The 21794-nt window shown below is 40.5% G+C and carries 37 protein-coding genes; 36 read left to right on the forward strand and 1 reads right to left on the reverse strand.

Going from position 1 to position 21794, the window contains the following annotated elements; genetic code table 11:
* From SJY39_RS09580 to SJY39_RS09695, 24 genes are all read left to right on the forward strand, one after another.
* A partial coding sequence (locus tag SJY39_RS09580) for a hypothetical protein (RefSeq protein ID WP_390241859.1) occupies window positions 1–754 on the forward strand: 754 nt, incomplete at its 5' end.
* A gap of 112 nt (window positions 755–866) precedes the next feature.
* Entirely contained in the window at window positions 867–1094 is a 228-nt protein-coding gene (locus SJY39_RS09585; protein WP_229636388.1) for a hypothetical protein, read from the forward strand.
* A gap of 27 nt (window positions 1095–1121) precedes the next feature.
* Window positions 1122–1403 (forward strand): hypothetical protein, encoded by a 282-nt coding sequence (locus SJY39_RS09590; RefSeq protein WP_390241860.1) that lies wholly within the window; start codon window positions 1122–1124, stop codon window positions 1401–1403.
* A gap of 119 nt (window positions 1404–1522) precedes the next feature.
* Window positions 1523–1870, forward strand: a complete 348-nt coding sequence (locus tag SJY39_RS09595; RefSeq protein ID WP_390241861.1) for a hypothetical protein — start codon at window positions 1523–1525, stop codon at window positions 1868–1870.
* On the forward strand, window positions 1852–2148 hold the full coding sequence (locus SJY39_RS09600) for a hypothetical protein (RefSeq protein WP_390241862.1): 297 nt from the start codon (window positions 1852–1854) through the stop codon (window positions 2146–2148). The genes SJY39_RS09595 and SJY39_RS09600 overlap by 19 nt, the downstream gene beginning before the upstream one ends.
* Before the next feature lie 7 nt (window positions 2149–2155).
* Window positions 2156–2434 (forward strand): hypothetical protein, encoded by a 279-nt coding sequence (locus SJY39_RS09605; RefSeq protein ID WP_390241863.1) that lies wholly within the window; start codon window positions 2156–2158, stop codon window positions 2432–2434.
* Between the two features lie 21 nt (window positions 2435–2455).
* Complete coding sequence (locus SJY39_RS09610; RefSeq protein WP_390241864.1) at window positions 2456–2716, forward strand: hypothetical protein; 261 nt, start codon at window positions 2456–2458, stop codon at window positions 2714–2716.
* A 24-nt stretch (window positions 2717–2740) separates the two neighbouring features.
* Complete coding sequence (locus tag SJY39_RS09615) at window positions 2741–3064, forward strand: hypothetical protein (protein WP_390241865.1); 324 nt, start codon at window positions 2741–2743, stop codon at window positions 3062–3064.
* A gap of 15 nt (window positions 3065–3079) precedes the next feature.
* Window positions 3080–3388, forward strand: coding sequence for a hypothetical protein (locus tag SJY39_RS09620; protein WP_390241866.1), 309 nt, complete (start codon window positions 3080–3082; stop codon window positions 3386–3388).
* A gap of 24 nt (window positions 3389–3412) precedes the next feature.
* On the forward strand, window positions 3413–3802 hold the full coding sequence (locus SJY39_RS09625) for a hypothetical protein (protein WP_390241867.1): 390 nt from the start codon (window positions 3413–3415) through the stop codon (window positions 3800–3802).
* A gap of 420 nt (window positions 3803–4222) precedes the next feature.
* Window positions 4223–4420, forward strand: coding sequence for a hypothetical protein (locus tag SJY39_RS09630; RefSeq protein WP_390241868.1), 198 nt, complete (start codon window positions 4223–4225; stop codon window positions 4418–4420).
* A 10-nt stretch (window positions 4421–4430) separates the two neighbouring features.
* Window positions 4431–5072 carry a hypothetical protein gene (locus SJY39_RS09635; protein WP_390241869.1) on the forward strand — a complete coding sequence of 214 codons (642 nt, stop codon included), beginning with the start codon at window positions 4431–4433 and terminating at the stop codon, window positions 5070–5072.
* 8 nt (window positions 5073–5080) lie between these two features.
* Window positions 5081–5326 (forward strand): hypothetical protein, encoded by a 246-nt coding sequence (locus SJY39_RS09640; protein ID WP_390241870.1) that lies wholly within the window; start codon window positions 5081–5083, stop codon window positions 5324–5326.
* Window positions 5327–5340: 14 nt separating this feature from the next.
* Entirely contained in the window at window positions 5341–5517 is a 177-nt protein-coding gene (locus tag SJY39_RS09645) for a hypothetical protein (protein WP_390241871.1), read from the forward strand.
* A gap of 14 nt (window positions 5518–5531) precedes the next feature.
* Window positions 5532–5990 carry a hypothetical protein gene (locus SJY39_RS09650; RefSeq protein WP_390241872.1) on the forward strand — a complete coding sequence of 153 codons (459 nt, stop codon included), beginning with the start codon at window positions 5532–5534 and terminating at the stop codon, window positions 5988–5990.
* A 13-nt stretch (window positions 5991–6003) separates the two neighbouring features.
* On the forward strand, window positions 6004–6603 hold the full coding sequence (locus tag SJY39_RS09655) for a hypothetical protein (protein ID WP_390241873.1): 600 nt from the start codon (window positions 6004–6006) through the stop codon (window positions 6601–6603).
* 84 nt (window positions 6604–6687) lie between these two features.
* Complete coding sequence (locus SJY39_RS09660) at window positions 6688–7194, forward strand: hypothetical protein (RefSeq protein ID WP_390241874.1); 507 nt, start codon at window positions 6688–6690, stop codon at window positions 7192–7194.
* A 20-nt stretch (window positions 7195–7214) separates the two neighbouring features.
* Window positions 7215–7553, forward strand: coding sequence for a hypothetical protein (locus tag SJY39_RS09665; protein ID WP_390241875.1), 339 nt, complete (start codon window positions 7215–7217; stop codon window positions 7551–7553).
* Between the two features lie 110 nt (window positions 7554–7663).
* Window positions 7664–8149, forward strand: a complete 486-nt coding sequence (locus tag SJY39_RS09670) for a hypothetical protein (protein ID WP_229636392.1) — start codon at window positions 7664–7666, stop codon at window positions 8147–8149.
* Window positions 8150–8207: 58 nt separating this feature from the next.
* On the forward strand, window positions 8208–8591 hold the full coding sequence (locus SJY39_RS09675) for a hypothetical protein (protein ID WP_390241876.1): 384 nt from the start codon (window positions 8208–8210) through the stop codon (window positions 8589–8591).
* Window positions 8592–8603: 12 nt separating this feature from the next.
* Window positions 8604–8801: a hypothetical protein gene (locus SJY39_RS09680; RefSeq protein ID WP_229636394.1), complete on the forward strand. Its 198-nt coding sequence runs from the start codon at window positions 8604–8606 to the stop codon at window positions 8799–8801.
* A 53-nt stretch (window positions 8802–8854) separates the two neighbouring features.
* On the forward strand, window positions 8855–9166 hold the full coding sequence (locus SJY39_RS09685; protein WP_229636397.1) for a hypothetical protein: 312 nt from the start codon (window positions 8855–8857) through the stop codon (window positions 9164–9166).
* A 25-nt stretch (window positions 9167–9191) separates the two neighbouring features.
* Window positions 9192–9848: a hypothetical protein gene (locus SJY39_RS09690; protein WP_390241877.1), complete on the forward strand. Its 657-nt coding sequence runs from the start codon at window positions 9192–9194 to the stop codon at window positions 9846–9848.
* Between the two features lie 118 nt (window positions 9849–9966).
* Entirely contained in the window at window positions 9967–10383 is a 417-nt protein-coding gene (locus tag SJY39_RS09695) for a hypothetical protein (protein ID WP_390241878.1), read from the forward strand.
* A gap of 222 nt (window positions 10384–10605) precedes the next feature.
* Here SJY39_RS09695 and SJY39_RS09700 read toward each other — a convergent pair whose 3' ends face one another.
* Window positions 10606–12399, reverse strand: a complete 1794-nt coding sequence (locus SJY39_RS09700) for a hypothetical protein (protein WP_390241879.1) — start codon at window positions 12397–12399, stop codon at window positions 10606–10608.
* A gap of 324 nt (window positions 12400–12723) precedes the next feature.
* Here SJY39_RS09700 and SJY39_RS09705 point away from each other — a divergent pair, with 324 nt between their 5' ends.
* From SJY39_RS09705 to SJY39_RS09760, 12 genes are all read left to right on the forward strand, one after another.
* Window positions 12724–13776 (forward strand): J domain-containing protein, encoded by a 1053-nt coding sequence (locus tag SJY39_RS09705; protein ID WP_390241880.1) that lies wholly within the window; start codon window positions 12724–12726, stop codon window positions 13774–13776.
* A 283-nt stretch (window positions 13777–14059) separates the two neighbouring features.
* Window positions 14060–14449 (forward strand): hypothetical protein, encoded by a 390-nt coding sequence (locus SJY39_RS09710; RefSeq protein ID WP_390241881.1) that lies wholly within the window; start codon window positions 14060–14062, stop codon window positions 14447–14449.
* 337 nt (window positions 14450–14786) lie between these two features.
* Entirely contained in the window at window positions 14787–15866 is a 1080-nt protein-coding gene (locus SJY39_RS09715) for a hypothetical protein (protein WP_390241882.1), read from the forward strand.
* 63 nt (window positions 15867–15929) lie between these two features.
* Window positions 15930–16118 carry a hypothetical protein gene (locus SJY39_RS09720; RefSeq protein ID WP_390241883.1) on the forward strand — a complete coding sequence of 63 codons (189 nt, stop codon included), beginning with the start codon at window positions 15930–15932 and terminating at the stop codon, window positions 16116–16118.
* A gap of 188 nt (window positions 16119–16306) precedes the next feature.
* A complete protein-coding gene (locus tag SJY39_RS09725) occupies window positions 16307–16477 on the forward strand; it encodes a hypothetical protein (RefSeq protein ID WP_390241884.1) in 171 nt (56 codons plus the stop codon).
* Window positions 16478–16566: 89 nt separating this feature from the next.
* Complete coding sequence (locus tag SJY39_RS09730) at window positions 16567–17274, forward strand: hypothetical protein (RefSeq protein WP_390241885.1); 708 nt, start codon at window positions 16567–16569, stop codon at window positions 17272–17274.
* Window positions 17275–17366: 92 nt separating this feature from the next.
* Window positions 17367–17852, forward strand: a complete 486-nt coding sequence (locus SJY39_RS09735) for a hypothetical protein (RefSeq protein ID WP_390241886.1) — start codon at window positions 17367–17369, stop codon at window positions 17850–17852.
* Window positions 17853–17955: 103 nt separating this feature from the next.
* A complete protein-coding gene (locus tag SJY39_RS09740; RefSeq protein WP_390241887.1) occupies window positions 17956–18234 on the forward strand; it encodes a hypothetical protein in 279 nt (92 codons plus the stop codon).
* Window positions 18235–18309: 75 nt separating this feature from the next.
* Entirely contained in the window at window positions 18310–18981 is a 672-nt protein-coding gene (locus SJY39_RS09745; protein ID WP_390241888.1) for a hypothetical protein, read from the forward strand.
* Window positions 18982–19099: 118 nt separating this feature from the next.
* Window positions 19100–19513, forward strand: coding sequence for a hypothetical protein (locus SJY39_RS09750; RefSeq protein ID WP_390241889.1), 414 nt, complete (start codon window positions 19100–19102; stop codon window positions 19511–19513).
* A 95-nt stretch (window positions 19514–19608) separates the two neighbouring features.
* The gene (locus tag SJY39_RS09755) at window positions 19609–20148 is read left to right on the forward strand and encodes a hypothetical protein (protein WP_390241890.1); all 540 of its coding nucleotides are present in this window, start codon (window positions 19609–19611) and stop codon (window positions 20146–20148) included.
* 206 nt (window positions 20149–20354) lie between these two features.
* A complete protein-coding gene (locus tag SJY39_RS09760; protein WP_390241891.1) occupies window positions 20355–21794 on the forward strand; it encodes a DNA cytosine methyltransferase in 1440 nt (479 codons plus the stop codon).

The following is a 21794-nucleotide window of genomic DNA, read 5'->3' on the forward strand; positions in this document are numbered from 1 at the left end:
TTCTGATGAGAACAATTTCAAATGGGTGTTCAATCCACCGAAAAAAGCGATTAAACAACCTGATGTGATAGCTCTAAATGACTTCGATAGCCTCATCACTCGCTTGGATAATGAAGGGGTCGACCCGCTTATAGCTGCTCGCAACCAAGCAATATTGTGGACTACTCTCGGCTCTGCTTTTCGTGCAATTGAATGCTCGAAGTGGCTAGTAAAAGAAGCGTTATACGCCAATGGTGAACTGATGCGGTTGACTAGAATTAGAGCCAGCGCCACGAAAGGAAGTAGTCCAATAATCGCGCCAGTAATTATCGACCAAGAGCGATACTATATAGATCAATGGCTAAGTCTTAGAGTAAAGCATCGAATAGGGTTGAACTACGGCAAAGGCCAAGATCGTTACCGAGGATTAGATCCAGAAAGTCCCGTATTTATGAGTAACCATCATGGTGATTGGAAGCCGTTCGCATTGCTGAAGAAAACAGTGAAGGGAAAAAAATACGAAGTCTGCACAAGTATGCAGAACACCATCAAAGCTCTCTATCGTGACTATGGTCATGCAGGTTGTTCGTCTCATACGGGTCGCCATACAATTAGCAGGCTTACTCAAAAGATATTGAGTAAAAAATGCAATGATCAAGAAATGAAGCAGGTAATACAGAATTTGCTACATCATCGCGACATCTGTAGCCAAGAAGACTATACCGAAATTAACTGGAATAGTTTAAGGGAAAAAGCGAGTGTAATGTTTAAGTAGCTACACGTAAAATATTTTTACGCGCACTGTTGATTGCGTAAAGTATTTTTACTAATATGAGTTTATACGTAAAGTATTTTTACGTATAAGGGTTTATTTAAAGAGGTATGTTTTGAGTTTTTCACCTCAGTATAAATTGTCTGAATTGGCAATTATGGCAGGGTTCAACGATGTTGATGAGCTAGCTAAATACGCAAACACTTCGCGCCAGAACCTGAATAATTGGAACAACGCTGAAAACAAACAGGCTTTCCTTAAGACTGTTATTCAAGGTGCACAAGTCAATAAATCTAATGAGATTAGGCGTCAAGCACAACAACGCGAGTCTCAACGTAACTAACTTAATATTGGAAACATCGAGGAAATTATGGGTTTTGATATTAACAATCTTAAACATTGGCAGTTGGTTGAGGATGGTGATCTAAAGGGTTACTACGTTCAGCCTATGCTTGGTATTCAAATGAACAGTACTGTGATGAACCTAGTAGCTAAAGAAGCTGAAGCGGAGCGTATCCAGTTAGAAAAACTTGGCCATAAGGTCGCGGTGATTCAGCCTAAAGGTGATGGCAACACCTATGCCCAAGCTATGGCGAAGCTACTGAAAGAAACAGGCCGAGGTAACGATTTAGACTTGCTCAAGCACATGTAGGATGTTTGTTAGTGTGCATTGATGACAGTTACAAAGGGGGATTTGAGCGAGTCGAGATCACTGCGGCAAGCGAACAGCTCTTCGACGTATTAGACAAACACTGGGCATAGGAAGTGAATATGCATCACCTAACTCAAGAGTTACTTAAACATTTAGGAAAAAACATCAACGTAGAGCCGCATGAACCAAGTGACAATGCTGGTTCAGATCGAATTTGGATAATTCAGTATGATGATGGTGGAATGTCCGAGGGTGAATACTTGTCTTTGGAGCCGATAGCTCCTAACTCTAGCGAATGGTACGTTGCTCATAACGCGGCAGATATTTGCGGGGGCCATCCTACGTACTGGAGTACAGTCGGTTCATGTGAGTCTCTTTTGCCTCAACTTGTAAGTCTGTTTCTAGACCGAAAAGCAAAACTAACTAGAAACATCAATGAGGAAAAATCATGGGTTGCAAACATCTAGAAAAGCTAGAACCTCTTTCGGAAGGAGACAAGCCGAGTTACCTGCTTACCCTTTCTTTTACAAAGCCAAGTTCTTTATTTAAGTATCCACTTTATCTGTATCATATGTCTTTCGCTCAAAAATTGAAGGTGTATTTTGATGAAGTCGAAGAAGTAACTTGGAAGCAAGATAGTTCTGGTTGGTCAGTATCGATACCGAAACGATCTACGATTAGCGGCCTAGAGAATATTGACGTTTTCATAGAAATGAAGAACGACTTCTATCAATTTGTGAAATAGGAAACATATGAGATATCAAATATTTGCAGGAAGTCGTCATTATCCTGATGGTGGAGCACACGATTACCATAGCGCTAGCTCGAACCTAGAAACCGCAAAGACCACAGCAGAACAACTCATCGGCATTACGTTTGAAACTGAAAATACAGTCTTCGATGAAGAAAGCGGAACATTAACTGTCGATTGGTCACATGTTTTTGACACTGAAAATCGTGTTGTAATTGCTGCTTTTGGAGCGGATTCTTTAGCGCCAAATTACAAGAACACTTGGCAGAAAAGTAAGTAATTTAGTGATGGGAAACATTGAATGACCAAAATTAGACTATCTGGTGACAAAACAGTGTTACCACTGATTAATGAAAATGCCGAAAACTGGAAGAATGAACAAAGCAAGGTTGGAAATACTGTCGTCATCGACCATAGCAATGAAAAAGGAGTAAATGAAACCTATACCGCTTATGGAAAAGATGACTGTATTGTATCGGTTGCGGGCATTCGCACAAGGAACCTAGGAGCTGAGGTTACTTACCACTTTTATGCGCTTGACTTGTCTTATGAAGTCATCTAACTACATATAGGAAAATCGGCACTTATGTTTGGAAAGAAAAATAGAAAGCTGATCATTAGCGATTCTGACATTGAAGCGGCATTGGCGCACTTAAACTCGCTACCTCAGACTATCACAAAGTCGATGCCGAACCCTTGGGCTAAACAACAATTCATTGATTGGCTTAAAAAGTCCATTCCTCAAAAAACCGAGTACGGGATTTCTTTCGGCGTGGCTACTGGCGTTTACGGGCATGTTGTTCCTGTATCGCATGGTTACAGCTCAATGCCAGATGATGAACGGTACTTACTCATACTGTCAATACGGTCAGTAAACACCGATTTAGAGAGTATGAATGAGCTTAACTAGGATAGGAAAAATCAAATGAACGAATTGAAACAATTGGCATTTATTGGTTTTGCTAGCAATGGCGACATCGCTCAAGTCAAGCAGCTTTCTATCAGCGTTAAAAGTAATGCTGACCTTAACAGCGCTAAGAACATAGTAACTACGTTTCTAGGCGACGATTCGGAGTTAGTCAAAGTGGTAGTTTGCAAGAATAAAGAGCTTGTGTTTTCTTCTGGTGATGCTGAAAGCGTCATTCCGAAACTGTCTCAAACTCTAGCGTCAAAAGTCTATATTGCTGGCATGGATGAAGCTGAATACTCGACAGAAATTCCAGTAATTAGATAGTGGGAAACTAAAGGAATCGAAATAATGAGTTCAACACAACATCTGTTTTGCTCACAAACGAATGAAGCTGTGGCTATACTGCGGTCTGGTGGAGACGGGTTATCTCCAGATGGTGACTACTCCAATGAGGCGCTATTCTCGTTTCTGGCTTATCACAGTGCTCTTAATTTAAAAGAATGTACATTTGAAACTCGGATGGTTACTGGCGGTGGAAAGTTTGAAAATGCTCATTTGGTATCGAGTCTTTATGAACTAAATGATCAACGCGACGAACTTGAAGGGTTAGAAGATGACCCATGGCTTATCTTGCTTTGGGATAAAAAGAATTGCGTTGAGCTCTTAGCACGCAATAAAGAGCTAGCTGACAATCTTTCTTTATACAATTTTGGGGCTCACACCCTAGTCACGGCCTAATGGGAAACATCAAATATGCTCGTATGGATTGGATTTACATTGATATTCGCAGGGATTGTTTCAGGGGCTATTGCTCTAAACAACCTAAATTCAGCGTTCGAACCAAGCTTTAAGAAGCGCTCAAGTCCTTTAGTGTTTCAGTTCTATAAAAAGCTTTGTTTTAGCTTGTTAATAGTGGGCTCAGTTCTACTTGCTTTTAATTATTTAGATTCTCAATCTTGGTCGCAAGAAACAAGGTCAAAAGTCACATTGTATGCTCTGACCATAACGGCGATTGCGAGTGTGTACACGATAATTCAAACATTCATCAATAGTAGAAGACAGCGTGATATCGAAAGGCGAATCAAGAACCAGAACGAACACTTCTAAGATAGGAAATATGGACTGTGTTTGCGGCCATTGAACAAAGGATAAATAGTCATGAGTGATAGTACTGATAATCGAACAGAAGTTGATATGAAAACCATACTCGAAGAGCGAGCTAAGAGTGGTTCGCCAATTAAAGTGATCGAGGTCGGTGCAACGACTCAAGATACAGTTGATGCGCTTCAAAAACTGCTTCCAGAAGACCAAAAGCAAAAGGTTAATTTGGTTAACTTGAGCGAAAAATCGGATTAGGAAACTGAACATGGATGAAATACAAAAACTATATAGTCATATCAATGCAGTCAAGGAAGGCATACTGAGTCAGCAAATCGAGAATGGACATGAGCTGGCATCTCGATTTTTCAATATATGTGCAGCCTTTCGTGGCTTTGACGATCCAAATTTCAATATTGATGAAAACACGAAGCTTTTGGAAGATTTGCTCTGCTTTGAGAAAGAGATCGGTAGCCTTGATTTTCTTTATACGTTTTATGGTTACATTGGTCGAATGTACCTACAGACTGGGAATCCTGAAAAAGCAGTAAGTTATGGGCAAGCGGGTTTAGAGTTATGCATAAAAGAGCGTGACGATGAAGGGGTCAAAGCCGCTCGTAATCTTTTGTGTGATATTGCTATAGCCAATAATGCGGCATTGATCGGAGTGGAATACTTTAAAAAAGCCAATCCTGAATTGAAAGAAGAAGCTGCTTTTTTTGCTACGCTCCCTAACCACAATTCAACCAATGTGCGGAAGTGGCTCGAACGTAAAACACGCCCAACTACATATAAGTATTTTGAGTCGCCCGACCTCAAGCAAAGAGAAGAATCTATACGCATGTTAATGCTTGCTCAAGGCTACTCAAGAGCTACAGCAAGCAAATATATAACAAGAAATGGGTCATAGGAAACAGGATGGTTACTTTAGAAGAGCTTCAGACTCATGGTGGTGCAATTATTTCTCTTGTTCGGCCTTTACCAGAGCATGAACTAATGATCGGCATTCAGGCACATAACCTTCTTGTTCGGCACAAACTGAGTGAAATTAAATTCGAACATTCTGAAATGCGTTCACAAGAGTACATCCTCAGCTTAACTAACGCTGAAAAAAAAGAAATCAAAGGATGGGTAGTTAAGCATTCCTCCTGTCAGCTAACTTAAAAAATTGGAACTGTATGGATAAGCAATTGTTGCGCTTCATTATTAGCATCATAGGCTCACTTTGTGGACTTGCAGTGATCGCTATCGATGCTAATTTACCATCGCAAATCGCTGGTGGATTAGCTGTGTTTTGCGGTGGCTGGGGTTGCTGTTATCACAGTGGTCGATGGCTGAAGTTTATTAAAACCTAACACTGGAAAATGAAATGAAAGCAATTTTGGGATATTTTGTCTGCGTTAATGGTGCGATTTGGACTGTTTTCGATGACGGCTCATCAAACCACTCACACGACCTACAGGTTACTAGTGACGGTAAGACCGTTGAGTTATTGGGAGAGTTTGAAGGTGCCCCAGGTCCCGATGTCGGTAGACTAATCGTTGATGAATACACTTTGTGGTCGAGCCTCTTAGAACTGTCTGCTCACATCGAAGCTGAATTAGCAGGCGCAACGTTAGAGGAACTGAGGGCCGATCTGGTTCATCAACTAAAGATTCCAGATGAGCTAGATTGGAGTTACCTTCTCGAAACAGCTGCAAGAGCATTGGTCCAAGCCGATCGGACTTCTAGAAATATGAAGTTTGGTGAGGAAGCAAAAATCGGCTACCACAACACAACGAATGACTTCGGTAGTCATTACTCACCACTTTTAGCTCCAACAGTGTAGAAGGAAACATAACATGAAGAAAGGAATCGAATTGGCAGCTGAGCTAATCTTGCACAAAAACATCGTACCTACTTACTGTAGCTCAAAGAACCCAGTTAGAGACGCACCACTTCCATCAGATAGATTGTGGGCTAATGGTTTTACTAAAGGGATCAAAAATCCAAAATTTAATGTCCTGATCAATAAGATAATCGAAGAAGGCAATAAGGCTGTTTGGATGACAGATGCTAAACAAGCACTTCAATTTGGAGACAATCAACCACCCCCAGATAATGATCCAAGGTTACTTGCTTATACACGAGCTCGAACCAAACTTTGCTCTACTCCTCATAATGAGTATTGGTATGCCCTTGCTATTGGCGCACTATCAAGAATGATTGCCGTCAATGGTAGTAAAGCATTTGAGTCAGATGAATGGAGTGAATCCACATTTCTACTCTTTCAAATTGAATCGCACTTTTTAAGGGGCAAAGGGAAGGAGTTTGCAGCGTCGCTTGTCGAATTGAATAACGAGCACTTTGATGGTCGGTTACCCGAACTAATCGGCCAAAATATGAGCCATGCTTTGGCAGAGTTTGCGGTCAATACCTTTGATACAAAGTTCTTTAATTAGTAGGAAAAATCGAGCTTCCGCAAAAGGCATTTAGCAGACTGATTTGAGTGCCTTTGACAGAAGTGATAATCAAGAGATTAAGTGATGGATTTTAGTAACCAAGAGCAGCAAAAAGAATATATCGACTTTCGATTTAGCCAAGGTGTAGATGTAATGCCCACTTGCGTTATTACTGCCAAAAATGGAGAAGTACGGGCATTTGCCGTTCCCTTTTCGAACGAAGATGAAAAGCGCAGTTGCATCCTTGCCCTTAGAAGACTCGTGCAGAAATTGGAAGCTGTCACTTACACATTTATGGCAACTGTCCAAATGGGCGCAGCAAATGGCGTCAGACCAACCGAACAACTTGATAGCCAAGAAGGGGTCATGTTCAGCGTAAGAACTAGAAACTCTGTTGATGTGACACTATGGATGGTAGAAAAATCCGAGGATGGTTCTAAAAGCCCAGTAAACCCGACTAAAACTGGTGATGCTGGTGGAGATTTAAGTGATCTCTTTGATTCTGCACCATACAACCGCCTCACGTACACGCAGAAACGAAAGATAGATAAGCTAGTTAATAAGCTGCTTAAACCTCAAACGTTACATTAACGGGATATGGGAAATTTTAGATGTTGAGGAATTACGACCCAAGAGCAGAGTGGAATGAACAAACGTGGACACTAAGCACCGATGACCTGTTCAACCGTTTCGGATTCTCGGACGGCGATCTATTCGAAGACCTTGCACTAGGAGAGCAAATGGCTTTGCCGAGCAAGCAAGAAATCCTAAAGCTTGTTGTTGAACATCTGCTATTACCTAAAATTGATTGTGTTATTGAGCTTTACGATGTCAATACTTCTCACAATAGAGTACGTTTTGATGATCGACACAAAGGCACATTTGAGCCTGTAGAAATATCGGTAACAGGCGAACAGATATTCACAATATTGGATTCACACTGGAACTAGAAAACAGGGTTTTTCTGTAAAACCCTCAGATGGGAAACATCCACCTTGCAAACAAACTATATAAGTACACAGTGGTTGGTGTAGCTAATAACCAAAAAGGAATATTTGAAATGAGAAAGGTTGTTTATCTAGGGGTGTCATTTATAGCTGGTGTTGCTACTGTATTGGCAGTCCAATCTTTGACCGATAATCGAATACATGACGCTATTGCAGAAAACTCTCGCATCGAAGATGGAGTCTATAAAACTCTGCGGCAAGCATTAGAAAAGGCTGAATGTCATTACTCTGATATCAGATCTCCAACTGGCTCTAACCTTGGCTCTTTGGCTGTGATGACATGTTCGTTAAACGCCACACCTTTGGTTGATACAAAGGTTATTTCAGATGAAAAAGCCGCTCAGCTTATCGATAGATACTTTACTTATTCGAACTATAAAACACCTATTAGTTACGGTATCAATGAGGGAATACTAACTGCTTCGTACCTAAAAGTGGTCAATGACGCATTTACATACTCCGTTGAACGTCACGATGATGAATGGAAAATAACATGTATTAAACCCGTAAGTTCGGGTGAAGTTTGCCCTAAGTTCTAATAGGGTAATCATGTACCCATCGCTACCATAGGCGGATATCGAATTAGGATACGAAAACATGGCAGACGAAAGAAAACTGATTCGTAAAGAGATAGCGCCAGGATTAATATTACTCATTGGTGACGAACTATCGGTTAGTTATGACATCAATAATCCAGATGAACCTGTAAGGGTAGGTAACAACGGACGAATACCTCAACCAATATACCTAAACTCGGGTGAAGTAAGTCTACTCAATGAGTTTCAAGTATACGACCATGCTCTAAAAGCCCTTCACAAGAAGGGGCACTGGCCCTCACGGAAGGAATATTTCGAATCCATCGGTCTTGGATGGATGGAAGAAGAGTTTACCGATGATTCTGATGATGAATGCGATTTAGATTCTGAGGAAGATTTATGTGACGACGATTCAGACTTTGATGATGACAAAGACTCGATATAGGAAAATATGACAATGTTAATTTTATTAGGTATTGCCGTTGGTTTTTTAGGTTTTATCGCGTGGTGCGTATTCGATATCCGCGCTTATGCCGATCTACGGTTACGTTACGAAAAAGCAAACATACTACTTATGCTAGAAAGTACCGAAATTAGTGGTGAAAAGAAAGATTCAATCATGCGGTCTTCAGGTTTAGCACCTGAAGACCTTTAAAGAGGAAACATCGTCACTGGCCAAAACTAAACGAAGAGACAAGGAATATTTAAGTGAGATATCTAATTACAACTGCACATCGCCCCCCTCTATTCTACAAAAATGACGGTACAACTGTTTGCGTTGATCTGCACTATGTTGAAAAAAAAACGATTTCTTCTATAAATGAAAAAGGTGAGCTAAGCCATTTACAGATAGCCGGTACACCACCTTGTGTGGGTAATGTATGGCTGGTTGACTCAGTAGAAGAGTCACTGCGCCGATTGTCAGAACAAGGTGTCCACCCTTATATTAATAAGGCTGCGGCAAAAGCTAATGCTAAAAAGCTTGGGTTGCAATCGTTCAAGTACATTGCAGTATCCTAGAATCTAAATAGTTGGAATAAATGGCATGACCGCTGAACTATACTTTCATGGAACTAGAGCAAAAAAATTCAACTCATTTGATCTTGGCCAACTTGGAACTGGCGAAGGGGCCTACGCAGCACAAGGTATCTATTTTGCAACTTCTCTCAAAGGAGCTTGCAACCACGCAAAATACAAAACCCGCCAACCTGGTAAGCCGTTAGTCTATGTTTGCAAGGTTAAGTCATCTGCAAAAATACTCACTCTGAACAAACCTATTCAAGATCATAGTTTAGATATTAAAGAGCTCTGGGATAAATTACCTGTATGGTTATCAACAAAACAAAGTGAAGATTGGTATTATCAAATAGCTCACACACCAGAATCTCATATAGATCACCGACTCCCTCTCCTCGATGAACCAGAACGCTGCGCGTTGCTTAGCTCAATGGGAATTGATGTGCTTAGAGACTTCGAAAGCGGAGCCTTTGTTGATAGTTACTTACACGGACGCTCGCATTTAGTATTAAACCCGACAATTATAGATATCATTGAAGTTCTTGACGTTGAAGATATTCAAAGTGAAATATACGGTACCGCAAAGCAATACCGGCTTGAAAACGTATATGCACCCTTTGGGTCTACTACCGTTATGAGCAAGCTTCGCCAGTACCCCTTCGATGATAACCTTTTAACTGTTTAGAACGGCTTAAATCTACCTTACACCTCCTCTCCTATCACACATGAGTTATTTATGCGGCGTTGCTTGGTAATTGGTATTTTGTATCTATCATTGATCACTCTAAAACGGAGTGAATCGAATGAAAATCTATTTTACAGCAATTATATCTAGCTTACTTTTGGGCTGTTCATCTTATGAGCAGCCAAATCCACCAGCGAACATAGCATTACATCTGAATACTGGTGAGAGAAACAAATTAATACTAGTACTCCAACAGCCAATAATTGGCACTCACATGAACTACCAAATTTACAAACCTGAAGGCATTAAATCTACCAGCGTAAACCCTAATTATTTTCTACAATACACCTTCGCTAAATCATCTATAGTTGGTGACCCCAAACCTCAAACCATCTTCTCAATAAAAGGAGCTGGAACCTTTCAAGATTTTCTGGTCAATGTCCGAACCCCGAAGTGCTCAAGCAATCAGTACCTTAATTTAGAAGAAGGACACAACGAGATTTGCGGGATTGACATCAACATTAAGCATTTTTAGTGAATGGTGAGGACAAACAAATGACCGAACAAGTTATGTGCAAGTGCGACAAATGTAAGCGCGACATTTTTGTAGGGGAGACTCGAACTACTCTAATTCAACAAATAGAATTTATTAATTCGACATCTTGCGTCCAGCCACTAGATGTTTCATTGATCAAGGTTTTCTGTAGCGACTGTGCAGATAAAAAAAAACCAGCCACTTGAGTGGCTGGTTATTTACTTACATACTACAAGCAAAACACTTTAACGTTTTGATATTTTCGTCGTAAGAGTCGTCTATAGTCCGTTGCTCTAGTGGCTTCGGACGGTAGTGACCAAGACCTACTATAGTTCCTATGTTTGGACTTCCTCCTTGCCTATATTCATCAAGAACTGCCATACAATCGTGAACTAATTTGGTTCGTTTCCCCACTCTCTGCGCAAATGAAACAATACTCTTTGCACAATACACTTCACATACGCGATTTATCCAAGCAACGGTGTACTTCATTTGTGCTAGACAGCGCCCCTGGGCCCAACCAAAATGATGCTCTTCGATATTGTCGAAGTGTATCTTTGGAATGATGCCTGCTGGGAAAGATATTTGAACAACGGTAATATGACTTTCTCTATCATAATGCTCAATATCACGCCAAGCTGAACTTGAGGACATAGCTCGGTGGTAATAATAACCATGGAGAGATCGGGTAATACCACCTTTAGATGTTGAGTAAGTTATTAAACGTGATTGCCAAACTGATTGCAGCGGGTCCTCTCCAAACGAAAACATTGTCATCGTTTCTGACTTATAGTGTTCAAATGCAACAAACAAAGTAGTCTCTTGCTCCACAATAACCTCGTTTGAGTTAACCTCATCGGAGGTTTCCGAACTTTCAGTAGAAGCAACCCCCTGCTCTTCTGGTATCAACATTCCACCAAACATATCTAATTGATCCTCAGACGACTTATCTACTTTTGGTTTACTTTTACGCTTACGGCCACTCTGCTTATTCACAAGAGGCTCATAATCCCAAGTAATCCTACCTTCCTCATCTACCCTTTCAATTCCATTAAAGATGTTATGAACTTCTAGGGTGGCCTTACTATCACGGACAATTGCACTCATTGGGTAAAGGTTATAGAACCCCTTATCCTTCACACAAAAATCACGCTCAACTTTAAAGCGATCAAGTAAGTATTGAGGCATTTTTTCGACAGAAGCGGCTTTGTTGAAGTTCTTCGGGTGCCAAGTAAGCAAACTAAGCCATTCTTGCGCGGTTTGATATGGACAAGACATACATCCCGACCGAGAACGGCCTCGATAGTACGAAGAGTTGAGTAGATTGAGCTCTGCACCTATTTCACATACCTGCTGCCTATCAACTGCAACATCTTCAGCAATAAATGGATGTACCGTTGTAACTCCTTTAATACCGATGATTCCAATGCGGTCTCTTTCATCATATCTCAAGCCACTATATGCAAATACAGGGGTAGCTCCTTCTGATGATTGAATGAAATTTTCCTTAATATATCGGGACCACGGGGCTATCTTGAGCGTTACAGTACACCACCTGGTAACCGGACTAGGTAGATAACCATTGCCTTCAATTCGTTCGTATAGATCGTCTTCATGCACTCGCGCAATCGACATTCCCGTAAGCTCTTCTATCCAATCCAACAAAACTGGGACACTAGCGGGTTCGTCGCCTGTATCACAGAAGATGGCTTTCCAGTTAACTTCAGGAAACAATAAGGCTAAACAAGCGGCCAAAACGCTCGAATCAACGCCTCCGCTCATACCTAAAAAGTGAATTGAATTAGGGTTGCTTGTATCTATTTGTATGTTTTTCCAGTTAGGGATTACGCGTTTAATGACATCAATTGCCCATGCACGTAGATAGTAGATTTCGCGGGTAGTTTTATTATTTACAACTTGTAAAACCGGTCTTCTCGTTGCTCGCTCTATAGTGTCAGAGGAAAAAGAAGATAGTGAATGTGCGTCAAGCGCAAAATTATCAATTGCAGCTAACATAGTAAAATCCTTGTGGGGAGAGAGCTTAAAGCTCAAGTATACAAAGGTCACCGTAAGGTGAATGATGGGTAAGTGGTGCAAACCAATTGGTCGTGTGACATTAAGCACCTAAGTCACTTTGGAGTTTTAAGTATATAATCAGCAGTTATAGACCACAAGTTACCATTAGTTGTCGGTAACTTCCTATAATGCTACTCTTGTTTTGAAAAATGATGCATTGGCACTTATAGCATCGAACGTTTAACGTGTGCCCTTTTCTACCTTCGGTTACCCAAACCTTTAACAACTTAGAGCTTTAAGCTCCCTCCCCCAAAAGGAACTAACATGAACCTCAATCAAGCTATTAATCAAATATTGCAGTACTCAGACCAACCTAATGAAGCTATCAATATGGGGCTGATTAAGCGTTGTTTAAAAAGAGCTGCTTTACTGCACCACCCAGATAGAAACGATAACCATGACGAAATGGTTACCATAAACAAGATGAAAGACATTATTCTTTCCGATCCTAGTGCTACAAAAAGGGTTCTAGAAAAAATACTGCTCGCACATCTCATAACCCAAAACCTCCACGATCATCCGTTATACAAAGCTGGAGTACCCAGTTGGTCTTCCATGGTCGACCTAGTCGATTCTAAATTCGTTGTTACTGACGACGAGATGGGCTCACTAAATTCAAGAACTGTAAAACCTAACAAATTCACCTTTTATACCGATACATACCTCCAAGTGAACCTTACGCCACTTAACGATGAGTCTGGAAGTATTCAAATCTATGACACTTCCAATTTTGGTAAAACTACCAAAGCTACTTGTGTAAATATTGAATATCAGCTAGCTGAACATAGCAATCTAAGTACCTGGGGAGTATTGACTCATTTGCTCGAGAGCGTAGAAACCAATTCGTTATCAGAAATGCTCCTAAAAATAACCAAGCTATCTACGATTGATATCGATAAAGACATCTTACGTAAATGTACGGTTTCTACTTACATGGAGTCTAGTCGCCGGTTGTTTAGTCCTGCTAGCATGTTGGTGCTTCCTCCAGTAAAACAGAGCGAAATACTTAAAGCGCTGCATGCGAAACGAGGACCCAGTATCAGCCTGCTTTATCGTATAATTGCTACTGGTCAGTTCCATAACTTCATGCTGAGCGATGGAAGCATCTATGGCCACGAAGTACAAAAGCAAATGATATGTAACCCACTATTTATATTCGAAATCCCTGAGTTAACAGAACGCCTTAAGATAACTGAGTGTGATGGGAAATATCAGCTTGAATTTTGGCGCCATAAAGCAAAGTACGAACTCAAGCTAAATTTAGACAATCGTTACATCACATCAAGTCCTATAAAACTAAACCTACCCTTCCTCTAACTCCACGCTGGTGGACTAACACATTGGCGAGAGCCTATTACCCAAAAGGAACTTTTTATGAATAAATCACAACCATGTGAAAACTGCCAAAGACCTTTATCCTTCAGGGATATTGAACAAATAACCGCTGAAGCCCAGCAATTCAACGTAAGTTATTGTGACGTTGCTCGATTATGTATTGATTGCAAAAGTACTCGGGATCGACATCACCACCAGCAATCATGCTTTGAAAATGAGTTAGATTACCCAATTTAAACGCAAGCTCCCAAAAGGAAACAAGATTATGAACGATAATGATGACCTTTCTCGAAAAGCTGAAACCGCTAAAGCGCCATTAACTGCAGAAAGCGTTCCACGCTTAGATAGCCACATAGATATGATTTATTTAATCAATGAGCATGGGCACTATTTCCAAATCACTAAAGAGGCATGGAACAAGTTTGACTCTGACTATCTGTTAAGAGCAGGTTGCGATATTTACTCGACAAAACAATCGATGTACGACGCATATATGAAATCGACAGGTTTCGCTCTCGATGAAATTGAAGGCTCCGAAATCGAGATTACTCTGAACGAACAAGACGAGTTAATTGAGCGCGATGATAGAGGCATTTATACTCTCATCGAAGAAGATGATGATTACAATGATTGGCTTGCTGCCTATAAATTGTAGTAACCAAGCTCCTGCCGTTCTTGATTGGTAGTAGCCTTGCAATAAAAAATCATTTATGGGGGCTTGCCCCCTTAATAGACAAACTAAGAAGCCAGCACTCAACATTGAGTGCTGGCTTCTTGTTGATACAACTATAAAGTGCTAATCCTAAGTAATTGATAATAAATTATTTTTGTGAATTGCAAGCATATAGTGATACTGGTTTAACTGGCCTTTTTATAGCAAAGACAATAGTTAATGGTCTTTAATAACAGTGACCTAGAACCTAAAATATCAACTTATGGTTGTATTATCGTTTTATGGTTGTATCAACACTTCTATCAAATGAGAGGGCGATATGGACCCACACGATAAAGAGTTAAGCTATAACGCATCAGTAAGGCATAGAAACGTCTTGGTTAGCATCAATTACGACCATCTAACAACCTACTTAACATCAACATTGATATTAAGTGACAAACCAAATCTTGGGCCTATCACCTTTACCTGCCAGATGGATCACCGCGAGGGTAAAGTGTCGACAGTCTATTTGAGCGACCTTGTTGGGAATGGGCGTAATACCCCTGAACTAAACAATAAAGGGTATGGACAATTTTTGGTTGCGAATACATTACATTACCTGAATGCGGGAGGGCGTTCTCCTCTTAAAATTCATGGTCGCTTATCTAACGCGGGGAATAATAACGGTCTTAAAGATCATAATCGTCGAGTCTATTTTTGGGAGAAAATTGGCTTATCAATAGAAGATCGAACATCTGAGTCTAGTAAAATGGTCGGTAACTTCTTGCCAAGCAACTTCGAAAACTCACTTCTACCAATGAGTGAGTATGTTGACGATGCCACTAATATCGAACATTTTTCTATCAGTGACTCAATCAGCCTAAACTCCTGTGACGAGTTGTTATACCCAGTAAAATTAGAAACGCTGCTGCAAGCGCAAAAAAAACAAAAGGATAAGATAGAACAAGCTGATGATTTCATCAAAAGCATGGCATTAACTATAATTGCAATATCCTACCCGCTATATGATCCATCAATCACTGCCATTTTGGGGGCGGTATTTTTTGTAATCTTCATTAGACCTTTGGTTCTACTTTACCTACCAGAATCGAGACGCATGAAGAAAATACGAACCTTAGTGGATGAGACGCAATCAGAATTTAGACTTGAACTACATGAACTTAAAGACAAAATAGTTAAACTTGAGACGACATCCTGGAGCTTCTTATTAAGAGCTCTTTATCACTACAAAATGAATGATCACATCGATTCATTTTCTAAAAACTTCGAAGGGAACAAGATCAATAGATCCACTCTTTCCGCTCCTTCCCGCATAAAGCAATACGTGAACAGCCTTAACGAAGTCAAGAATGCACATAAAACAGCATCTAGCCTTACTCTAGATAAGTTAACCTGAGAGTTATTATTAACAACATTGTCCATCAAACATTACCACCATATCCCCCTTAAGGAGACAACCATGACACTCATCGATAAGCTAATGAAATTAGGATATGAAGCCGATCATCTTGACGATGTAGTCGATAAGACTGCTTCGGCACAAGCCTCTCGAATTAACAACGATGGAATGAAGGAGCAATTGTATTTTCTGGCCCAGCAAGGATATACCGAACCTGAAATCATAGCGATGATAGAAAACCAACATTGATAGATCATAAAGGCCGCCATTTGTGCGGCCTTTACTATATGCGAAAACAGATGTAATCTTCCCTATGAAACAGATAACACCGATGCTTAAAGTTATCAAAGCTCATGCTTGCATCACTTATTAACCCTCGCGCTTCTGCGAATTTACCCTTCAGAGCTATTAGCTCTCATCCCACAAGGAAATTACATATGAAATACACCGCCCTCTTAGCAATTACACTCATCTGTTTGACTCTGTTATTTTTTAAGCTTTCTTTGATCTCTTCAAGTGCCGCTTTTGCTACTTCTCATATTGGGATTGGCTTGCTGGTCATTTTAGCGTTCATCAAAGCTATGAATATGCAGTTTAAATCGAAATAAGAACTTCTTAACTTTCTTACCTTAAAAAACCTCCCTGCGGGACACTTCCCGTATAGGCGTAGTGTTTCGCTTTTTATGAGAAATACACTATGCCTACAACCAAACCTATTATTGCGATTCAACGTGTTTTAGATTCAGTCTGGACAATTGCCTTTGCGCCAATATCTGACTGTGAAGCTGAAATTTTAGCTTTTACTAGAACTCATCATGCTCATGACGATGACCTTTCAGAACTGCCAATCTTCAACGTGGTAGAAGGAGAAGGCCGCATAGCTACGAAAATCCAATGCAGAGATCTACTAGAGTGTGTGGAGTACAAAGTTGCGAACCCACAATTCATCTTTAGTTATAGCGAAACGATTCCTACTGAAATTCACTCGCCTTACGAAACTTTAGACTTAGATACGGACCTCCAATTGCTTTGTAAAATTGAAGCGTCAGGTGCATTTTTAACTAAGCCCTTACCAAAAGAGCTTTTCAATAGCGCTACCAACGAGCGAACTGAATTTATCCAAAAGCACCTATGTCTGACATTAGGTAACAGCAGTCCAAGTGATGTACTAGAAAGGGTTAATAACGTGGCCTGTTCAATGCAGAAGTTTATTCAAACAAGCATATTGGACAAACAACCTAACTACGCTGTTATTTGGCACTACGAAGGGGGCTCCCCCATTCTATTTACTTGTAGAGCTGAGAGTGAAGACGAAGCTGAAGCGTTACTTTATGGATATCTAATCGACCATGAAAGCAACCACGTTGAATTTCACATTGATTCTATCGGGCAGCTGGAACTCTAACCAACAAAAAACATTATGTCTTTGCGGGATAACTAACAATTTCCCACTGGGCAATTGTTAGTTTCTCGCCATCTAAATTGAGGAATTATCCCATGTCAGACCCAATAAACACCCCTCTTCAACTCGTAGGGATTCAAGAGGAGTTCACTAATTGCCTAGCAGTGACCTGTGACAACACTCTACGTCTCTCCAAACCCGTTACAAACGCCGCTCGTAAGCTTGTTCAGCATTCAACTAAGGATTACAGCATCGTTGTTCCTGATACTATTGAGTGTGTTCAAGCGGGTGATGGTAGTGGTGACTGGGTACCGGCATTGGTTTTTGTACCTAATGAAGCCGTAACGGAAACCTACTGTGAAGTTCTAAAAGAGAATGGGAATAAAGGGCTCCATATCCAAGTAGAGCGGAGTTTGTTTCAACGCCTCATGGATATTGACGTATGTCGTAGCAATTTTAGCCCCGATCATTTCAATATTTCTGTGAATGAGCTGGTGGCTGAGATCATACAAGCTCACTTTGTTCATTACGACGCAAATGAAATTTTATCGTTTGACTACGTTGAAGTGATCCGAGTTTAACCAGACTTCCACTTAGAATTTGGTGAAAGGTTCTTAACAAATCAACTTAACCCAGCGGGTAAATCTACCTGCAAGGTATGATTTACCCTAGATAGAGTAAACCATGAAATATTTAGTCTTCCTTGATGAAAATCCATTTGGCGCAAGTATAAGGCCAATTAAAAACCTCAACGCTTTACAGGATGTAGCTAATGAAAAAAGAAGTAGCTTTCCAAATTGCAACGATTGGCCTATCGAAACAGAAAAGCAATGCTTAGAATTAATTGTTAACTGTTCATGGTCTGATCAAGTGCACTTGGTCACCAATCGAAATGAGTTGATGTCGATATCTAAAAACAAGCGATTTCAAACACTTGTTACTAACTTCCTTGAGATAAATTAGCTCTCAATATCTTAAAAACCCAACGGGTACACCTTACCCGTCAGGGCATAGGTGCACCCGAATTAGGAGACACCTATGAATACCTACCTAGCTAAGGTCAAAGTTAAATTTGGCCAGCAAGAAAAAACCATTCACCTTTTAGTACAAGCTTCGTTGTCGACAATTGCGCGTGATTATGCAATTTATGCTGAAGCCTCTATGGAAAAAACTCTCGATTGGTCTGGAGATTCAGTAGACGATATCGGGGGGGAGGTTTCTTATAACGCTACCGTTAATAAAATTAACTGCAATGAAGTAAGTGTTCTGAAAAAACATCTTCCATGCGTAACTGCTGATGAAACCCATTTAGTTGAGAGCGGGAACTACAAGCAACATGCTGCCACTGAACCCACAACAATCTGGGAAACCGCTTTAACTGAATCAACAAGATTGGTACTCAATAAGCCTATTGACGGTAATTACTACACAACTTACTTATACATTAATGAGTCAAACAGCGTGGAAGTACCGAGCGGTGTGTCGTTTTCATTTGACGAAAGTCTAAAGTTTGGTTTTTCGTCTAGAAGCGCCTTACTCGGTCACATCAACTACATAGCTAAAGGGATCGAATCAGGAATGATCAAAGCGTTAAATATTGCGGGTAACCACATAACTCGTGACACTGCTTTTGATATCCCTGCTGATGATCTATTTAGCCACGGTTTGAGTGCGCTACGCGAACTTAAAGTGAGCCAAGAAAAGTCTTAAAGAAAGGTGGTTATTTCCATAACCGTCATCATCAAGGTTGAAACATCCCCTTATGGGTTCGTTTCACTCTTGTTGTTTTTTTCTAAGAACGAAGCACTCCGATCGAATTGGATTTTAAATGATGAAAATAAGCAGCACTACACCACTACCCCGAGATGACTTTGCAATTGCATACTCAATAGTAAGACTTAACAACTCGCACATTGGTAAACAGAAGATACTAAGAAGAACACCTTTGATAATAACCAACCTTGATACGCAGTCCTGGATACTGCGATATGCCATGGGCAACAACGGTTCAATTAAAGGTCTAACCAAAAAGGTAATTGCACTAGACTACGATGCTATCAGTGAATTAGGGATTCAATATAACCAACGAGCCAACTTAGAGATTCGAAAGGCCTCTCTCTTCGAATCGTTGTTTTGGCTTATGTGGTCACCAGACCTAAACATACGATTGAATACGAGATTCGCTTTACTTGGTACCATCCTTGGTATTGTAAGCTTAATTATTACCTTCATTGTTCCTTAATCAAGAAACCCGCATAAAACTGCAAAATTGATTATTAAACCCCGCATTTCACTCAACCAAACGAATAAAAATGCATACCCCAAAAGGAAAACAACATGACATTCAATGACACATTTACTGCAAGCATTGAGCAAAATCATCAACTGACAGTTGGAAATCTATACCAGCCAGAAGCAAACACATCACACCCTGTAGTTTACAGCCCTCAACATAAAGCATTGGTTACCATTAACGGTAACCCCTTAGCGTTTAGTCGAGAGTCGGCAATATCTTTAGTAAGGCAAGAAAAGCCGTTTGTGAAAGGAGCTCTTGTAACCTTTATGATCGTCCGACATGTTCACTCAACTCGCTACATGATGGGACCCAAGCAAGCTGTCACACTGTATGACTACGATGAACCAAAAAATCGTGCAACTTCGGTCGTTTATGACAACAAAACAGGGATTATTTATGCCGCAGGTCTTAACCAAACCGACAGTCATGCGCTTATAGAGCGATCCCATGAACGACTCGGAATGAAAAACCTACAAGCAATTATGCACCTTACATTCGCGCAACATTGCTCTGAGACCATACAAGATATAGTTGGATGTAGAATAAGCGAATTAAACAATTGCTCATACGCATGTAACTAATCAAGAATAAAGGCCAACATGAATGTTGGCCTTTTTATTTGCCTGTAAATTCACAAATCGTTCAAATATTGATACACTTTAAGTTCAAAATGATAGCTTCGGTGCTTTGCTATCAAGACTATGTCTTGCACCACTCCCTTACTTCGAGCACTTCGCTCACTTTTATTAAATTAGCAACTGCTAACTACCCCAAAAGGAAACAACTCATGCCTACTCTTATTGATCGAACTCTATCTGAGAATCGTGGTAACCCTCGCGTATGGATGGAAGGCGAAAAGCTTGCGCGTGAAGGTATACAACCTGGAATGAAATACAACCTAATACCTGACAAAACAGGCATTACGGTTAAATTCACTTCTGATGGTGGTAAATACATCGTTAACAAACGCACTAAGCGAGGAACCAACCTAACCCAACCCCTCATTGAAATTCGCGATACTCTACTATGGGATATATTTCCAAAGGGGCAGAAGCTCCGTGTAGTGATCAACAAAGAAGAAATCAATATAACTGCACACTACATGGACAAACGCGTTCAGGAGCGTGTTGAAAGCCTTGTAGCTGCAATTAAACAAGGTAAACGGTTGCGACTTGGTTCGGCATTCCATGGTGGTGGCGGTTTAGATAAAGCAACTCATTGTGGGCTAGGTCTCGCGGGGGTCAAATCTAAGATTGCTGTTGCTATTGAGAAAGAAGCTAAATACCTCGATTCTTCTTTGCGCAATAATAAATCTCTATTCGACTCTCGCTCTGTAATCATTGAATCACCGATACAGGACCTAAACTTTGGTTATGGCTCCAAGCCATTCTCATGTCACGGTGTATTAATGGGAATCCCCTACGAAGGGAGCTCTCAAGCAGGCAGAAGTAAAAATGGCCACTGGGGCAACAGCCAAGGTGGTCATGCAGAAAGCCACGCCGAAGTCGGAAGTATGTTTTTCAATGCTCTAGAGTTTATTAGATCATGCAACCCAAGCTTTGTGGTACTCGAAAATGTAGAGGCTTATTCTCATAGTGCTTCTGCAGACATTATTCGCTCAGTACTTACCTCTTGGAAATACAAATTTACCGAAGTCACATTAACAGGTACCGATTTTGGTTCACTAGAAAAACGTCCTCGCTGGGCATTAGTGGCCATAACTGAAGGTCTCGAAGAGTATGGTTATAATCTTGCAGATCTAGATCTTACAAATATCCCCGCTCTAAGAGAAAAACCAGAAAATCTCTCCGCTATCATGGAAGATGTTCCTACTGATCCTGAAAATAAAATTTGGAAGCGAGCTAAATACCTAGAGGACAAAGAGAAATCTGATCAGGCTGCTGGTAAAGGGTTTAAGCGCCAGTTACTAACTGGATTGTCTGAATTTTGCGGAACCATCGGAAAATCATATGCAAAAATCCGAAGCACCGAGCCTATGATTATGCATCCAGATTACTTAAGTAATAAGCTCATACGCCTATTTACTGCTAAAGAGCACTGTTTGCTTAAAGGTTTTCCAGAGTCATTTGTAAGTAACAACTCCACAACTACTGCCCACGAAATTCTCGGTCAAAGTGTCATTTTTTATGCATTTGAAGCATTAGCTTTCAAGATCGGCAAATTCTTCAATAAAGACCATCAGATTGAGTTACCACTCGCTGCTTAA

It is taken from the genome of Vibrio sp. R78045, from assembly GCF_042466085.1.
GTDB lineage: Bacteria > Pseudomonadota > Gammaproteobacteria > Enterobacterales > Vibrionaceae > Vibrio > Vibrio cyclitrophicus.

Coding starts and splice junctions, on each gene's coding strand:
- SJY39_RS09590 (WP_390241860.1), top strand. CDS start 1,122: ATGGGTTTTGATATTAACAATCTTAAACATTGGCAGTTGGTTGAGGAT.
- SJY39_RS09595 (WP_390241861.1), top strand. CDS start 1,523: ATGCATCACCTAACTCAAGAGTTACTTAAACATTTAGGAAAAAACATC.
- SJY39_RS09600 (WP_390241862.1), top strand. CDS start 1,852: ATGGGTTGCAAACATCTAGAAAAGCTAGAACCTCTTTCGGAAGGAGAC.
- SJY39_RS09605 (WP_390241863.1), top strand. CDS start 2,156: ATGAGATATCAAATATTTGCAGGAAGTCGTCATTATCCTGATGGTGGA.
- SJY39_RS09610 (WP_390241864.1), top strand. CDS start 2,456: ATGACCAAAATTAGACTATCTGGTGACAAAACAGTGTTACCACTGATT.
- SJY39_RS09615 (WP_390241865.1), top strand. CDS start 2,741: ATGTTTGGAAAGAAAAATAGAAAGCTGATCATTAGCGATTCTGACATT.
- SJY39_RS09620 (WP_390241866.1), top strand. CDS start 3,080: ATGAACGAATTGAAACAATTGGCATTTATTGGTTTTGCTAGCAATGGC.
- SJY39_RS09625 (WP_390241867.1), top strand. CDS start 3,413: ATGAGTTCAACACAACATCTGTTTTGCTCACAAACGAATGAAGCTGTG.
- SJY39_RS09630 (WP_390241868.1), top strand. CDS start 4,223: ATGAGTGATAGTACTGATAATCGAACAGAAGTTGATATGAAAACCATA.
- SJY39_RS09635 (WP_390241869.1), top strand. CDS start 4,431: ATGGATGAAATACAAAAACTATATAGTCATATCAATGCAGTCAAGGAA.
- SJY39_RS09640 (WP_390241870.1), top strand. CDS start 5,081: ATGGTTACTTTAGAAGAGCTTCAGACTCATGGTGGTGCAATTATTTCT.
- SJY39_RS09645 (WP_390241871.1), top strand. CDS start 5,341: ATGGATAAGCAATTGTTGCGCTTCATTATTAGCATCATAGGCTCACTT.
- SJY39_RS09650 (WP_390241872.1), top strand. CDS start 5,532: ATGAAAGCAATTTTGGGATATTTTGTCTGCGTTAATGGTGCGATTTGG.
- SJY39_RS09655 (WP_390241873.1), top strand. CDS start 6,004: ATGAAGAAAGGAATCGAATTGGCAGCTGAGCTAATCTTGCACAAAAAC.
- SJY39_RS09660 (WP_390241874.1), top strand. CDS start 6,688: ATGGATTTTAGTAACCAAGAGCAGCAAAAAGAATATATCGACTTTCGA.
- SJY39_RS09665 (WP_390241875.1), top strand. CDS start 7,215: ATGTTGAGGAATTACGACCCAAGAGCAGAGTGGAATGAACAAACGTGG.
- SJY39_RS09670 (WP_229636392.1), top strand. CDS start 7,664: ATGAGAAAGGTTGTTTATCTAGGGGTGTCATTTATAGCTGGTGTTGCT.
- SJY39_RS09675 (WP_390241876.1), top strand. CDS start 8,208: ATGGCAGACGAAAGAAAACTGATTCGTAAAGAGATAGCGCCAGGATTA.
- SJY39_RS09680 (WP_229636394.1), top strand. CDS start 8,604: ATGTTAATTTTATTAGGTATTGCCGTTGGTTTTTTAGGTTTTATCGCG.
- SJY39_RS09690 (WP_390241877.1), top strand. CDS start 9,192: ATGACCGCTGAACTATACTTTCATGGAACTAGAGCAAAAAAATTCAAC.
- SJY39_RS09695 (WP_390241878.1), top strand. CDS start 9,967: ATGAAAATCTATTTTACAGCAATTATATCTAGCTTACTTTTGGGCTGT.
- SJY39_RS09700 (WP_390241879.1), bottom strand. CDS start 12,399: ATGTTAGCTGCAATTGATAATTTTGCGCTTGACGCACATTCACTATCT.
- SJY39_RS09705 (WP_390241880.1), top strand. CDS start 12,724: ATGAACCTCAATCAAGCTATTAATCAAATATTGCAGTACTCAGACCAA.
- SJY39_RS09710 (WP_390241881.1), top strand. CDS start 14,060: ATGAACGATAATGATGACCTTTCTCGAAAAGCTGAAACCGCTAAAGCG.
- SJY39_RS09715 (WP_390241882.1), top strand. CDS start 14,787: ATGGACCCACACGATAAAGAGTTAAGCTATAACGCATCAGTAAGGCAT.
- SJY39_RS09720 (WP_390241883.1), top strand. CDS start 15,930: ATGACACTCATCGATAAGCTAATGAAATTAGGATATGAAGCCGATCAT.
- SJY39_RS09725 (WP_390241884.1), top strand. CDS start 16,307: ATGAAATACACCGCCCTCTTAGCAATTACACTCATCTGTTTGACTCTG.
- SJY39_RS09730 (WP_390241885.1), top strand. CDS start 16,567: ATGCCTACAACCAAACCTATTATTGCGATTCAACGTGTTTTAGATTCA.
- SJY39_RS09735 (WP_390241886.1), top strand. CDS start 17,367: ATGTCAGACCCAATAAACACCCCTCTTCAACTCGTAGGGATTCAAGAG.
- SJY39_RS09740 (WP_390241887.1), top strand. CDS start 17,956: ATGAAATATTTAGTCTTCCTTGATGAAAATCCATTTGGCGCAAGTATA.
- SJY39_RS09745 (WP_390241888.1), top strand. CDS start 18,310: ATGAATACCTACCTAGCTAAGGTCAAAGTTAAATTTGGCCAGCAAGAA.
- SJY39_RS09750 (WP_390241889.1), top strand. CDS start 19,100: ATGATGAAAATAAGCAGCACTACACCACTACCCCGAGATGACTTTGCA.
- SJY39_RS09755 (WP_390241890.1), top strand. CDS start 19,609: ATGACATTCAATGACACATTTACTGCAAGCATTGAGCAAAATCATCAA.
- SJY39_RS09760 (WP_390241891.1), top strand. CDS start 20,355: ATGCCTACTCTTATTGATCGAACTCTATCTGAGAATCGTGGTAACCCT.